14 protein-coding genes are annotated in these 13,826 nt (G+C 56.6%); 10 read left to right on the top strand and 4 right to left on the bottom strand.

Translation table 11 applies throughout. The annotated features are described in order from the left end of the window. Positions 1 to 465: 465 nt before the first annotated feature. Complete coding sequence (locus AFL22_RS15620) at positions 466 to 933, top strand: GNAT family N-acetyltransferase (protein ID WP_052271721.1); 468 nt, start codon at positions 466 to 468, stop codon at positions 931 to 933. A gap of 44 nt (positions 934 to 977) precedes the next feature. On the opposite strand, the gene yjfF is transcribed toward AFL22_RS15620, so the two are convergent. The 4 genes from yjfF to ytfQ all read right to left on the bottom strand — a co-directional run bounded on the left by yjfF (position 978) and on the right by ytfQ (position 5,523). Continuing rightward, a complete protein-coding gene (yjfF, locus tag AFL22_RS15615; RefSeq protein WP_010670080.1) occupies positions 978 to 1,964 on the bottom strand; it encodes a galactofuranose ABC transporter, permease protein YjfF in 987 nt (328 codons plus the stop codon). Continuing rightward, on the bottom strand, positions 1,961 to 2,977 hold the full coding sequence (gene ytfT, locus AFL22_RS15610) for a galactofuranose ABC transporter, ATP-binding protein YtfT (protein ID WP_010245375.1): 1,017 nt from the start codon (positions 2,975 to 2,977) through the stop codon (positions 1,961 to 1,963). Before ytfT ends, yjfF begins: the two co-directional genes overlap by 4 nt. Then, complete coding sequence (locus AFL22_RS15605) at positions 2,970 to 4,490, bottom strand: sugar ABC transporter ATP-binding protein (protein ID WP_010245377.1); 1,521 nt, start codon at positions 4,488 to 4,490, stop codon at positions 2,970 to 2,972. The genes ytfT and AFL22_RS15605 overlap by 8 nt, the downstream gene beginning before the upstream one ends. A 76-nt stretch (positions 4,491 to 4,566) precedes the next feature. Continuing rightward, positions 4,567 to 5,523, bottom strand: coding sequence for a galactofuranose ABC transporter, galactofuranose-binding protein YtfQ (gene ytfQ, locus AFL22_RS15600; protein WP_010245380.1), 957 nt, complete (start codon positions 5,521 to 5,523; stop codon positions 4,567 to 4,569). Between the two features lie 687 nt (positions 5,524 to 6,210). Here ytfQ and ydgT point away from each other — a divergent pair. The 9 genes from ydgT (at position 6,211) to nth (ending at position 13,815) form a co-directional block, all read left to right on the top strand. Continuing rightward, positions 6,211 to 6,426, top strand: coding sequence for a transcription modulator YdgT (gene ydgT, locus AFL22_RS15595; RefSeq protein WP_003853427.1), 216 nt, complete (start codon positions 6,211 to 6,213; stop codon positions 6,424 to 6,426). 99 nt (positions 6,427 to 6,525) lie between these two features. After that, positions 6,526 to 6,969, top strand: a complete 444-nt coding sequence (locus tag AFL22_RS15590) for a DUF2569 domain-containing protein (RefSeq protein ID WP_010245382.1) — start codon at positions 6,526 to 6,528, stop codon at positions 6,967 to 6,969. A gap of 123 nt (positions 6,970 to 7,092) precedes the next feature. Further along, entirely contained in the window at positions 7,093 to 7,674 is a 582-nt protein-coding gene (gene rsxA, locus AFL22_RS15585; protein WP_003853423.1) for an electron transport complex subunit RsxA, read from the top strand. Further along, the gene (rsxB, locus tag AFL22_RS15580) at positions 7,674 to 8,252 is read left to right on the top strand and encodes an electron transport complex subunit RsxB (RefSeq protein ID WP_010245386.1); all 579 of its coding nucleotides are present in this window, start codon (positions 7,674 to 7,676) and stop codon (positions 8,250 to 8,252) included. The genes rsxA and rsxB overlap by 1 nt, the downstream gene beginning before the upstream one ends. Beyond that, on the top strand, positions 8,245 to 10,794 hold the full coding sequence (gene rsxC, locus AFL22_RS15575; protein WP_052271720.1) for an electron transport complex subunit RsxC: 2,550 nt from the start codon (positions 8,245 to 8,247) through the stop codon (positions 10,792 to 10,794). The genes rsxB and rsxC overlap by 8 nt, the downstream gene beginning before the upstream one ends. Then, positions 10,795 to 11,853 carry an electron transport complex subunit RsxD gene (gene rsxD, locus AFL22_RS15570; RefSeq protein WP_010670076.1) on the top strand — a complete coding sequence of 353 codons (1,059 nt, stop codon included), beginning with the start codon at positions 10,795 to 10,797 and terminating at the stop codon, positions 11,851 to 11,853. It begins immediately after the preceding gene. A 3-nt stretch (positions 11,854 to 11,856) separates the two neighbouring features. Beyond that, positions 11,857 to 12,489, top strand: coding sequence for an electron transport complex subunit RsxG (gene rsxG / locus AFL22_RS15565; protein WP_010245397.1), 633 nt, complete (start codon positions 11,857 to 11,859; stop codon positions 12,487 to 12,489). After that, positions 12,482 to 13,186 carry an electron transport complex subunit E gene (locus AFL22_RS15560; protein WP_010245400.1) on the top strand — a complete coding sequence of 235 codons (705 nt, stop codon included), beginning with the start codon at positions 12,482 to 12,484 and terminating at the stop codon, positions 13,184 to 13,186. The genes rsxG and AFL22_RS15560 overlap by 8 nt, the downstream gene beginning before the upstream one ends. After that, positions 13,183 to 13,815 (top strand): endonuclease III, encoded by a 633-nt coding sequence (gene nth / locus AFL22_RS15555; RefSeq protein WP_010245402.1) that lies wholly within the window; start codon positions 13,183 to 13,185, stop codon positions 13,813 to 13,815. Before AFL22_RS15560 ends, nth begins: the two co-directional genes overlap by 4 nt. The last annotated feature ends 11 nt before the right edge of the window (positions 13,816 to 13,826 follow it).

Here is a 13,826-nt window from a genome sequence, read left to right as displayed (position 1 = left end):
ATGCATCAGCCCAACCGGGAAGGAAAGGTATGCCTGAAAAGCAAAGCGTCCGCGCCAGGGAGGGCGCGGCCGATCCGCATGGATGCGGGAATCCTTTGCGATCAGGCATACCTTTCCTGACCTTTCTCATCAGCCAACAGCAATTTGTATTAATCCACCATCAATAGAAATATCCACTGTCCTGCTTCTTAAAGCGATGCATCAGCCCAACCGGGAAGGAAAGGTATGCCTGAAGAGCAAAGCGTCCGCGCCAGGGAGGGCGCGGCCGATCCGCATGGATGCGGGAATCCTTTGCGATCAGGCATACCTTTCCTGACCCTGCACCTAAATCCAATAGCGATTGTTTTTCCTGTCATACAAAAGAGAACCTAAGTCTTTGCTATAACTTAACCCTTTCATGAACTTGCACTTTCCCCCACCAGCCTGTATTGCTTGTAGCCTGACAAAACAAAGGTCGCCAGCGCCATGCACATTGCCGAGCTAAACCAACATCCCGGCTTCGCCGGACAAACCGCACAACTGTTGCACACTGAATGGTCACACCTTCCTGCATGGTCTCACCCGCCTGCCATCCTTGAGCGTTTAAAACAGCGCAATCAGAAACCTTCGGCAGAATTTACTCTTATTGCCACACCGGATGGCGAAACGGTGGTCGCGACCTGCAGCGTCATTCGCTATGAACTGGATGACATTCCGGCACGAGAATTCTGGATTGGTGAGGTGGTGACGGACAAGGTATTCCGGGGTCAGGGCGTGGCAAAAGCGTTAATACAGCAGGCGATTGCGCGAGCCAGACAACAGCAGATGGGTGAACTGTGGCTCTATACACCCGATCAACAGGCGTTCTATCAGCGTTCAGGATGGCAGGCGGTGGAACAGCGGCAAATCGCGGGTGAAGAGGTCACGGTAATGGTGCTGCGCCTTGCGCAGTAAAAGGCGGCTCATGCGAGCCGCCATTGACCGGAGTACTGAAGAACTCAGGAAGGTAATCGCTTAACGGGCGCGTTCTGCTGACGATCCCAGATGACCGTCAGCAACCGCTGCAGGGCGATAAACGCAAACAGCAGAATTCCGATGGCGATCTTGGTCCACCAGGAACTCAGCGTACCGTCGAAGTTAATCCAGGTCTGAATCAGCCCCTGAATCAACACACCGAACAGCGTGCCCAAAACTGTACCGACACCACCCGACAGCAGCGTGCCGCCAATCACCACTGACGCGATCGCATCCAGCTCCACACCCAGCCCTGCCAGCGCATAACCTGCCGAGGTATAAATCGAGAACACGATCCCGGCCAGCGTCGCCAGCGTGGTGGAAAGCATATAAATCTTAATGGTGGTCGCGCGGGTCGAAACACCCATCAGCTGGGCGGATGTCATATTGCCACCGATGGCGTAAACCCGGTTACCAAAGCGCGTGCGGTGCGCCAGAATAATCCCGCCAAACACCACTACCAGCATAATCACCGCCAGCAGGCTGAGACGCCCACCGCCCGGCACTTTCCACGCCAGACTGGAAAGCATGCTGTAGAACGGATGATCGATAGGAATTGAGTTCTCCGACACCAGATAACTGCATCCGCGCAGGAAAAACATCCCCGCCAGCGTAATGATAAATGCCGGAATCTTCAGCGCATCGATCAGCCAGCCCATCATGGCCCCGAACAGCGCGCCCAGCGACAGAATCAGCGCAAAGGCCAGCAAGGGATCGATATGAAAATCACCGATCGCCCGGGCAAGAAACACGCCGGTAAAGGCGATCACGGCACCCACAGACAGATCGATACCGCCCGATAAAATCACGAAGGTCATGCCGACGGCGATAATCCCAAGGAAAGCATTATCGGTCAGGATATTGCAGATTACCCGGGTGGAGGCAAAGCCCGGAAACTGACTCAGACAAAACAGGTAACCCGCCACAAACACCAGCAAGGTGATCATCAGCGGAAGATGACGTTTAATCATGTCGGGCGTCTCCGTTTCAACATCGCAATAAACCGTGGTGACTGCAGCAACAGCACGCACATCACCACCACCGCTTTCACCACCTGATTCAGCTCAGGCGGGAAGCCGGAGAGCAAAATCCCGGTATTCATCGACTGAATAATCAGCGCGCCTATCAGCGACAACACCAGATTAAAGCGGCCCCCCATCAGCGACGCACCGCCAATCACCACGGCGAGAATCGCATCCAGCTCCAGCCATAAACCGGCGTTATTGGCATCCGCACCGCGAATATCCGCCGCGACGATTAGCCCCGCAACAGCGGCACAAACGCCACTTATCGCGTAGGTTGACATCACCACCAGCCAGCCTGTCACCCCCGCGTTACGGGCCGCGCGCAGATTAATCCCCACAGCTTCGATAAACAGACCCAGCGCGGTTTTGCGCGTCAGCAACCAGACCGCCAGCGCTACCACCAGCGTGATCCAGACCGGGACCGGCAACATCCACAGCGAGCCGTTACCAAACCAGCCAAGACTGTCACTGTCGAACGTCACAATCTGCCCCTGCGTAATCAGCTGAGCGATTCCGCGCCCGGCGACCATCAGAATCAGCGTGGCAACAAATGGCTGAATACGCAGCAGCGCCACCAGCACGCCATTCCATACGCCACAGGCTAAACCGGTTCCCAGCGTGCAGAGAATAATAAACGGCACACCGTGTCCGGCTACGGTCAATGTCGCAGCCGTCGCGCCTGCTATCGCCATCACCGCACCCACGGAAAGATCGATGCCGCCGGTGGCGATCACCAGCGTCATCCCGATCGCCAGCAGGGCAACCGGTGCCGCACGGTTAAGAATATCGATCGGACTGCCGAACAGACGCCCATCCTGCAGATGCACGGCAAAAAAGTTATTGGCCACCAGACTGTCAATCAACAGCACCAACAGCAGCGCGGCGATTTGCGGCATCCCTGGCGGGAGTTTCAGCTTACGACGTGGCGTTTTTTCAGATGTCATAGGGGACTCAAGCATGTTTTACCCCTCCGTCCGCGATAGCATTGACGATCGACGCTACCGAAAGCTGCTCCAGCGGAATTTCTGCCACCTGCTTCAGATCGCGCATAATCAACACCCGATCGGCATAACCGACCAGCTCTTCGAGTTCAGAGGAGATCACCAGCAGCGCCAGACCGTCGGCGCACAGGGATTCAATTAAACGGATAATCTCGGCGTGCGCGCCCACATCAATGCCGCGCGTCGGTTCGTCGAGGATTAAAAACTGCGGTTTGGTCACCAGCCAGCGCGACAGCAGCACCTTCTGCTGGTTGCCGCCCGATAACAGCTCCACAGGCTGCTCTGCATGCGGCGTACGAATACCCAGACTCTTGATAAAACGATCGGCAATCGCCTGCTGCTCGCGCTTCTTAATCGGCCGTAGCCAGCCGCGCTGCGCCTGCAACGCCAGAATAATATTTTCACGCACCGAGGCCGCGCCGATAATCCCGTCTGTCTTACGGTCTTCCGGGCAAAAACCCATGCCCAGCTGCGAGGCTTTCGCCGGATTAGTAATGCGCTGCACCTTGCCTTTGATCTTCGCTGTTCCTCGGTCGGCACGACGAATACCAAACAACACCTCGGCGGTTTCGGTGCGGCCCGAACCCAGCAGCCCCGCCAGTCCCACTACTTCGCCTGGACGAACTTCCAGATTAAAGGGCTCAATGGTGCCTTTCCTGCCGTAATCTTCAAACGACACCACCGGCTGATTGCTGCGCAGCGTGCTGCCCTGCCGCTGCAGCGCCGTCTCCAGCAGTTCGCGACCCAGCATCAGCTTAATCAGCTCAATCTGCGGCAGCGTGGCGGTATCGCGGGTGGCGATAAATTGCCCGTTACGCAGCACGGTAATCCGGTCAGTAATGCGGTACACCTGGTCGAGAAAGTGCGTCACAAAAATCAGGCTCATCCCTTTGGCTTTTAACTGCGCCATCAGGGTAAACAGCATCTCAACCTCGCTGGCATCCAGACTGGCTGTCGGCTCATCCAGGATCAAAACCTGGGCGGAAAGATCGACCGCGCGGCAGATGGCGATAATCTGCTGCATCGCCACCGAGTAGTGGCCCAGCGGACGTGTCACATCAAGGGAAAAACCATAGTTCCGCATCAGCGCATCGGCCTCCCGCACCATCCGGCGACGGTCAATCATGCCAAAGCGGCGTGGTTCGCGGCCAATATAGAGGTTATCTGCCACCGACATGTTCGGCAGCATATTCACTTCCTGATAAACGGTGCCGATGCCCATCTCCTGCGCCTGCGCCGTATTATGCGGCGTAATCGGCTCACCATTCAGGGTGATGGTCCCTGCATCACGGCTGTAAACACCGGTCAGCACTTTAATCAGGGTGGATTTGCCGGCACCGTTCTCCCCCAGCAGCGCCATGATCTCCCCTTTACGGATATCAAAGGAAACATTATTCAGCGCTTTGACGCCGGGAAAACCTTTGCTGACGCCGCTGATGGATAACAGCGGTGTTTCATTTTGCGTGGTCATTCTGCTCACTCCGCCTCACGTCATGAAAAACCGCCCCGTAGGGCGGTCTGCGGCTGGTCTGCGGCTGATCGGTGAATCAGTAACCCATGCCTTTTTTGGTATCCAGCTCCTTCTGCGCGTCGGCAGGCAGGAACAGCTTAGATTCGGTCTTGATCACTTTTGGCGGCAGCGTGCCATCTTTCTTGAATTTTTCCAGCGCATCAAACGCCGGGCCAGCCATGTTTGGCGTCAGCTCTACGTTGGCGTTAGCCTCACCCGCCAGCATCGCTTTATAGATATCCGGTACACCATCAATCGAGCCGGTCAGAATATCTTTGCCCGGTTTCAGGCCAGCTTCTTTAATCGCCTGAATGGCACCGATCGCCATATCATCGTTATGCGCGTAAACCATGCAGATGTTTTTGCCGTTGTTCTCCGCCTTGATAAAGCTCTCCATCACCTCTTTACCCTTACTGCGGGTAAAGTCACCCGACTGCGAGCGGATCACTTTAATGTTTGGATGGTTGCTGATCGCTTCAGCAAAGCCTTTCTTACGATCGATTGCCACGCTGGCACCCACCGTGCCCTGCAGTTCCACCACGTTACACTGCTTGTCGCCCACGGTTTTCACCAGCCAGTCGCCAATCAGCTTGCCTTCCAGCACGTTGTCAGCCGTCACCACCGCCTGATAGAGCGATTTGTCTTTTACCACAATGGCGCGGTCCAGCAGGTAAACCGGGATTTTGGCATCTTTGGCTTCTTCCAGTACCGGCTCCCAGCCGGTCTGCACCACCGGTGCGATGAAGATGGCATCAACGCCCTGAGCGATGAACGAACGTACCGCCTTGATCTGATTCTCTTGTTTCTGCTGTCCGTCGGCGATTTTCAGGGTGATTCCGCGTTTTTTGGCTTCGCTTTTCGCTACGTTGGTTTCCGCCGAACGCCAGCCAGATTCCGAACCTACCTGCGAGAAGCCGACCGTCATATCTGCAGCGAGTACCGGGCCGGTTAACGCGGCGCTGACCAGCGTGGTCAGAAGTAAACGTTTCCACATAGTTTTTAATCCTCTGAAAGGCGTTTGCTGTTTAGGGTAGAGAGCATGCTTAGACTGGACTAAAAAAGCGTGCATAATGGCGACACACTTCACAAAACAGAGCAATTTAAAGGGGTTACGTGTAGTCACACGGTTTGGCTGACGAGGGAGTTATGGATAAAACGGCTGAGTAGAAAAAATCTGCTCGTTAAATAATTGTAATAAACAGAATCGCTTATGCTTACTGCCACTGGAAACGATTACAGCCAGGCGTACAAAACGGGTTATCCGGCCTGCGATGAACAAAAAATGGGATTTGTGATAGTCCGCACAGTAGATCGCTGGCCTGAGTCAGGGGCGAAACGTTTCTCTGGCACTAAGTGCAGAATGGTTAATTTTTTTGAGCTATAAGGGTGAGAAAGAAGCCACTAATGCATTGTCAGCGCTGAATAAGAAAAAAAATAATATTTAACCTCTGCTTTTAAACGCTTTATGCCGGCTCTGTCCGTAATAAGTTAGTGAGGTGTTTAAGATAGAGACGCTGAGTTGCTGGCTCAGACAATAGTAAAAAAGCCAGATATGGAGTTTTAGTGACTAATAAGGTGCTTTTATCTGATTTTCGCCTTTTTTAAGCCGCATGATCTGGACAGCATAAGCTTGCCCCCTATACTGAGCACTCCTTTGTTACTTCTATCTGTTATGGCAATGATGACTGCGCACGATTACCTGCTTAAATTCCGCAAAGTAAATAATTCAGACAGTCTGGAAAAGCTTTTCGATCATCTTAATTACTCCCTGACGAATGATCTGGAAATCATCAATATGTACCGGGCTGCCGATCACCGACGTGCTGAACTGGTCTCTGGCGGACGGTTATATGATCTCGGCTGTGTCCCTAAAACGGTGTGGCGCTACGTGGTCTGATTTATCACTGTTTATCCCGCTGATCTTGTCCGGATGGGCGTGCCCCTCTGGACATGTTATTCTGCTGCGCTTCGACTCCCCGAGACAGGAATAACCACGATGAATGAACAGGTTGCTGCGCCGCGTATTGGTGGCTGGCTTTTGCTGCCGCTGGCCTGGCTGATAATGACCCTGTTAACCACCGTTCTGGTGCTGGCGATGTATCTGACACCACTGTTTAATCCGGAATGGCGTGTGGCGCTATTTTCTCACGGCAGCACACTCTTCTCTTACTGGGCTATTTCCCTGCTCACCGCCGTGGCGGTCTGGGCTTATAGTCTCTGGATCAGCTGGCTGTTCTTTAAGCGCTCCCGCCGCCTGCCGCGTCACTACCTGCTCTGGCTGCTGATTACTGTGCTGCTGGCGCTGAAAACCTTTGCCTTTACGCCGGTTACCGATAGCCGTGCCCTCCAGACATTACTGCTGTCACTGCTGGCCGCTGCGGTGTTTGCGCCCTACTTCAAACGCTCAAAACGGGTAAAAACGACCTTTATCGCGCCATAACGCTGTGAGTTATGTCAGGAATTTAATTCTGAGTGCGGTCTGCCGCTCAGCGGATGGCGCAGGTGTTGAGATACGCCGCGCTATCAATGATAATAAGCCGCTTTCTGGCTCCCAGGCGAAAAAATGACCGATTATCTGCTTCTCTTTGTTGGCACCGTGCTGGTGAATAACTTCGTATTAGTGAAGTTTCTCGGCCTGTGTCCTTTTATGGGCGTTTCCAAAAAACTGGAAACGGCGATTGGCATGGGCCTCGCCACGACATTCGTCATTACCCTGGCCTCGATCTGCGCCTGGCTGGTCAACCATCTGATCCTGCTGCCGCTGGATCTGGTCTATCTGCGTACCATGGCCTATATCCTGGTGATCGCCGTCGTGGTGCAGTTCACCGAAATGGTGGTGCGTAAAACCAGCCCGTCGCTCTATCGTCTGCTGGGTATCTTTCTGCCGCTGATCACCACCAACTGTGCGGTGCTGGGCGTGCCTCTGCTGAGCGTCAATCTTAACCACACCTTTATGCAGGCCGCGCTGTATGGTTTCAGTGCCTCTATCGGCTTCTCGCTGGTGATGGTGCTGTTCGCCGGTATGCGCGAGCGGCTGGTGCTGGCCAATGTTCCTGCCCCATTTAAAGGCAACTCCATCGCCCTGATTACCGCGGGCCTGATGGCGCTGGCGTTTATGGGCTTCAGCGGTCTGGTGAAATTCTGATGACCGCGATCTGGATTGCTGTTGCCGTATTAAGTGCGCTGAGCCTGGTGTTCGGCGCGCTGCTGGGTTACGCCTCGCGCCGCTTTGAAGTCGAAGAAGATCCTATTGTTGAGCAGATTGATGCCATCCTGCCGCAGAGCCAGTGCGGTCAGTGTGGCTATCCGGGCTGTCGCCCCTATGCGGATGCGGTCGGTAACAATGGTGAAGCGATCAATAAATGCGCGCCAGGTGGTGAGCAGACCATGCTCAAGCTGGCAGCCCTGCTTAACGTTGAACCGCAGCCGATTGATGGCGATGAAACGGCGAAAGAGCCGGTGCGGACCGTGGCGTTTATTGATGAAGCCAACTGCATTGGCTGCACCAAATGTATTCAGGCTTGTCCGGTGGATGCGATTGTCGGGGCAACCCGCGCCATGCACACCGTGCTGAGCGATGTCTGCACCGGCTGCGATCTCTGTGTCGCGCCCTGCCCGACTGACTGTATTGAAATGCGTCCGGTTGCCACCACGCCAGCTAACTGGAAGTGGGATTTAAATACCATTCCTGTACGGGTGATCCCGGTAGAAACTCATGCTTAATCTGTTTAACTTCCTGAAAAAAGAGAAGGTCTGGGATTTTCAGGGTGGTATTCATCCGCCAGAAATGAAAACCCAGTCCAACGGCACGCCGCTCTCCGAACTGCCGTTGCCGCACCGTTTTATTATCCCGCTGAAACAGCATATCGGACATGAAGGTGAGATCTGCGTTGCGCCTGGCGACAAAGTGCTGCGTGGTCAGCCTCTGACATTTGGCACTGGCCGCATGCTGCCAGTCCATGCGCCCACCTCCGGCGTGATTGAAGATATCGGTCAGCATATGACCGCGCACCCTTCAGGTCTCTCTGAGCTTTGCATTTTCCTGACGCCAGATGGCGACGACCGCTGGATGCCGCTGGATCCGCTGCCTGACTACCGTCAGCATCCGCGCGCCGACATTGTTCAGCGCATTCACGACGCCGGCATCGCCGGTCTCGGCGGCGCGGGTTTCCCCACCGCCACCAAACTGAAGGGCGGCCTGCGCGGGGTTAAAACCCTGATTATTAACGCGGCGGAGTGTGAACCTTATATCACCGCTGACGATCGTCTGATGCAGGACTACGCTGCCGAAGTCCTGGAAGGCAGCCGTATTCTCGCCTGGGTGTTACAGGCTGAACAGGTGCTGATTGGCATTGAAGATAACAAGCCTGAAGCCATTGCCGCACTGAAGCAGGCGCTGGGTAGCGAGCGTGATCTGCACATCCGGGTCATCCCGACCAAATATCCCTCCGGCGGTGCCAAGCAGCTGACCCGAATCCTGACCGGGAAGGAAGTGCCGCACGGCGGACGTTCCTCCGATATCGGCGTGCTGATGCAGAACGTCGGCACCGCCTGGGCGGTTAAGCGGGCCATTATTAATGGTGAACCGATCACCGAACGCGTTGTGACGCTGACCGGCGAGGCGATCGCCCAGCCGCGTAACGTCTGGAGTCGTCTCGGCACCCCGATCAGCCATCTGTTACACCAGGTCGGGTTCACGCCTGCGCCGCGTCAGATGGTGATCATGGGCGGTCCGCTGATGGGCTTTACCCTGCCATCACTGGATGTGCCGGTGGTGAAGATCACCAACTGTATTCTGGCCCCGTCTGCCAGTGAGATGGGCAACAACGACGAAGAGCAGTCCTGTATTCGCTGTTCAGCCTGTGCCGATGCCTGTCCGGCCAAACTGCTGCCGCAGCAGCTTTACTGGTACAGCCAGGGCGGCGATCACGATAAAGCGCGCGCTCACCATATTGATGACTGCATCGAATGTGGTGCCTGCGCCTATGTCTGCCCGAGCAATATTCCGCTGGTGCAATATTACCGTCAGGAAAAAGCGGAACTGCGCGCCATCGATCTGGAAGCGAAACGCACGCTGGAAGCCAAAGCACGCTTCGAAGCACGCCAGGCGCGACTGGAGCGTGAAAAGCAGGCTCGTGAAGCGCGTCATGAAGAGGCGAAGCAACGCGTTGCCCGCACCGATACCAGCGAACTGGCTGCGGCCAAAGCGCGGGTGAAAGCCCGCCAGACGGCCGAACCGGATGAGGCAACGCTTGAAGCCCAGCGTGAAGCCCGCCATGCGCAGGCGCGTCTGCGTCAGGCCGAGGCGCAGGCTGAAACCCAGCCGGTGACGCGTCAGACCGTCGATCCGCGTAAAGCGGCGGTTGAAGCGGCTATTGCCCGGGCGAAAGCGAAGAAAACAGAGCCGGTTGAGGCGGCGGATAACCAGGCTGAGGCCAGTGTCGATCCGCGTAAAGCGGCAGTCGAAGCCGCCATCGCCCGTGCCAAAGCGAAGAAAGCCGCTCAGGCTGAAGGCACCGAGGCACCGCAGGCCGCAACCGACAGCGCTGCAGACGCCGCCGCTGAGACCGATCCGCGTAAAGCCGCGGTTCAGGCTGCCATTGCCCGCGCCAAAGCGAAGAAAGCCGCTCAGGCTGAAGGCACCGAGGCACCACAGGCCGCAACCGACAGCGCTGCAGACGCCGCCGCTGAAAGCGATCCGCGTAAAGCCGCGGTTCAGGCCGCCATCGCCCGCGCCAAAGCGAAGAAAGCCGCACAGGCTGAAGGCGCCGAGGCACCGCAGGCCGCAACCGACAAAACTGCAGAAGCCGCGACAGACGCCGCCGCTGAGACCGATCCGCGTAAAGCCGCGGTTCAGGCCGCTATCGCCCGCGCCAAAGCGAAGAAAGCCGCACAGGCTGAAAACGCCGAGGCACAGGCCGCAGGCGACAGCGCTGCAGAGGCTGCGCCAGATGCCGCCGCTGAGACCGATCCGCGTAAAGCCGCGGTTCAGGCCGCTATCGCCCGTGCCAAAGCGAAGAAAGCCGCACAGGCGGAAAGTGAGGCGGATGCCGCTTCACGTGATGCCGCAGCACTGGCCACCGCCGCGCATTTTGCGGTGGATAAAGCGGAGCAGGCCCAGGAGCAGGCAAACAACGCCAATGCAGAACCTGAACAGGCACCTGAACTGAATCAACCCGATGATGCGCGCAAGGCCGCTATTGCTGCCGCCATCGCCCGTGCCAAAGCGCGTAAAGCGCAGTCGTCTACGACGCTTGAGGATTAAATGGCTTTTCGTATCGCAAGTTCTCCTTACACCCATAATCGCCGCAGCACCGGCAATATCATGCTGCTGGTGGTGCTGGCCGCGGTGCCAGGTTTTGCTGCACAGTGTTATTTCTTTGGCTACGGCACCTTTTTACAGGTCTTACTGGCGACGCTGACCGCCTGGCTGACAGAGGCAGCAATTCTGCGACTGCGCAAAGCGCCCGTTGCCAGTACCCTCGCGGATAACTCGGCGCTGCTGACCGCCGTCCTGATCGGTATCAGCCTGCCGCCGCTGGCGCCGTGGTGGCTGGTGGTGATCGGTACCCTGTTTGCTGTTGTCATTGCGAAACAGCTCTATGGCGGACTGGGTCAGAACCCGTTTAACCCGGCGATGGTGGGCTATGTGGTCCTGCTCATCTCCTTCCCGGTGCAGATGACCAGCTGGTTGCCGCCCGATACGCTTCAGGCGATCAAACCCGGGCTGATGGACAGCCTGAGCATGGTGTTCCAGGGCCACACGCTGGCGGGTGAAACCATGCAGCAGCTACAGATGGGTGTTGATGGCATCAGCCAGGCGACGCCGCTTGATACGTTTAAAACTGGTTTACGCGCGGGTCACAGTGCTGAACATCTGCTGGCGCAGCCGATTTACAGCGGCGTGCTGGCGGGCCTCGGCTGGCAGTGGGTTAACGTGGGTTATCTGGCCGGCGGCCTGTTCCTGTTGTGGAAAAATGCTATCCGCTGGCATGTCCCTGCCGCCATGCTGCTGTCACTGGCCTTCTGCGCGACGCTGGGCTGGTTCTTCTCACCAGAATCGCTGAACAGCCCGCTGATTCATCTTTTCTCCGGTGCCACCATGCTGGGTGCGTTCTTCATTGCCACCGATCCGGTGACCGCTTCAACCACCAACCGTGGCCGCCTGGTGTATGGCGCGCTGATTGGACTGCTGGTCTGGCTGATCCGCAGCTTTGGCGGTTATCCCGATGGCGTAGCGTTTGCTGTGCTGCTGGCGAACATCTGCGTGCCGCTCATCGATTACTACACCCAGCCGCGCGTTTACGGCCATCAGAAGGATTAAGCGATGCTGGAGACGATTCGCAAAAACGGGGTTACGCTGGCGATTTTTGCTGCGATCACTACCGCCGCCACGGCAGTGGTAAATACGGTAACCAAGCCGACGGTGGAACATCAGACACTGTTGCAGCAGAAAAACCTGCTGGACCAGGTAGTGCCTGTTGAGCTTTATGACAACAACATCCAGCAGGACTGTTACGTTGTCACGGATGCAGCGCTGGGCAACAGTGCGCCGCATCATCTCTTCCTGGCGCGCAAAGGCGGCCAGCCGGTCGCGGCTGCACTGGAGACGACTGCACCTGACGGCTATTCTGGTGCGATACAGATGCTGGTCGGTGCCGATTTCCAGGGTAAAGTATTGGGCGTGCGGGTGATTGAACACCACGAAACGCCCGGTCTGGGGGATAAGATCGAACTGCGTATCTCTGACTGGATCAACAGCTTTAATGGCAAAGTGGTTCATGGTCCGGCGGATAAAGCTTTTGCGGTTAAAAAAGATGGCGGTGAATTCGATCAGTTCACCGGTGCCACCATTACCCCACGCGCGGTGGTCAATGCAACCAAACGCACCGCGCTGTTAATGAAAACGCTTCCGGAGAGACTCTCTTCGTTACCGGTATGTGGAGACGCAAATGAGTGAAGCTAAAAGCCTGCTGGTCGGTGGATTATGGAAGAACAACTCAGCACTGGTGCAGCTGCTGGGCCTCTGTCCGCTGCTGGCGGTTACGGCAACCGCCACCAACGCGCTGGGTTTAGGTCTGGCGACCACGCTGGTGCTGACCCTGACTAACAGTTTTATTTCCGCCTCGCGCCGCTGGGTGCCATCGGAAATTCGTATCCCGATATATGTGATGATCATCGCCTCGGTAGTGAGCTGTGTACAGATGCTGATCAACGCCTATGCCTATGGTCTTTATCAGTCGCTGGGCATTTTTATCCCGCTGATCGTGACCAACTGTATCGTGGTTGGTCGTGCTGAAGCCGTCGCCTCTAAAAGCAGCATCCCGCTTGCCGCGCTGGATGGCTTCGCCATCGGCATGGGCGCGACCTGCGCCATGGTGGTGCTGGGATCGCTGCGCGAAATTATCGGCAGCGGCACCCTGTTTAACGGTGCCGACCAGCTGCTCGGTCCCTGGGCGAAGTCGCTGCGTATCGAAGTGGTCCATTTCGATTCGCCAATGTTGCTGGCGATGCTGCCGCCAGGCGCCTTTATCGGCCTGGGCATGATGCTGGCCGGAAAATATCTGATCGATCAGAAGATGAAACAGCGGGCAGCACTGCGTGCTCAGGCGGCTGAAACCGCGCCGCCTCAGGACGCTGTCGGGAAACCGGTGTGAATCAGACCAAACGCACCGAAATTCTCCGTCGGCTGCAGCAGAATAATCCGCATCCGACCACCGAACTCAACTTCAGCACGCCGTTTGAGTTGCTGATCGCGGTGCTGCTCTCGGCGCAGGCGACCGATGTCAGCGTGAACAAAGCCACCGCAAAGCTCTATCCGGTGGCCAATACGCCTGCCGCGATGCTGGCGCTGGGTGTGGATGGCGTGAAGGAGTACATTAAAACCATCGGCCTGTTTAACAGCAAAGCGGAAAATGTGATTAAAACCTGCCGCATTCTGCTTGAGCAGCACAACGGCGAAGTGCCGGAAGATCGTGCGGCACTGGAAGCTCTGCCCGGTGTCGGCCGTAAAACCGCCAATGTGGTGCTCAACACCGCCTTTGGCTGGCCGACGATTGCCGTCGATACCCATATCTTTCGCGTCAGCAACCGGACGAAATTTGCGCCGGGTAAGAATGTGGAAGAGGTGGAGCAGAAGCTGCTGAAGGTGGTTCCGGCGGCGTATAAGGTTGATTGCCATCACTGGCTGATTCTGCACGGCCGCTACACCTGCGTGGCGCGTAAACCCCGCTGTGGCTCCTGCCTGATTGAAGATCTCTGCGAGTATCCCGACAAAGTCGAGTGATCGCACTGATG

It is taken from the genome of Pantoea sp. CFSAN033090, assembly GCF_001264395.1.
Classification (GTDB): domain Bacteria; phylum Pseudomonadota; class Gammaproteobacteria; order Enterobacterales; family Enterobacteriaceae; genus Pantoea; species Pantoea agglomerans.
Note: the sequence above shows the minus strand (reverse complement) of the source record. Positions and strands in the feature narration are given on the sequence as shown.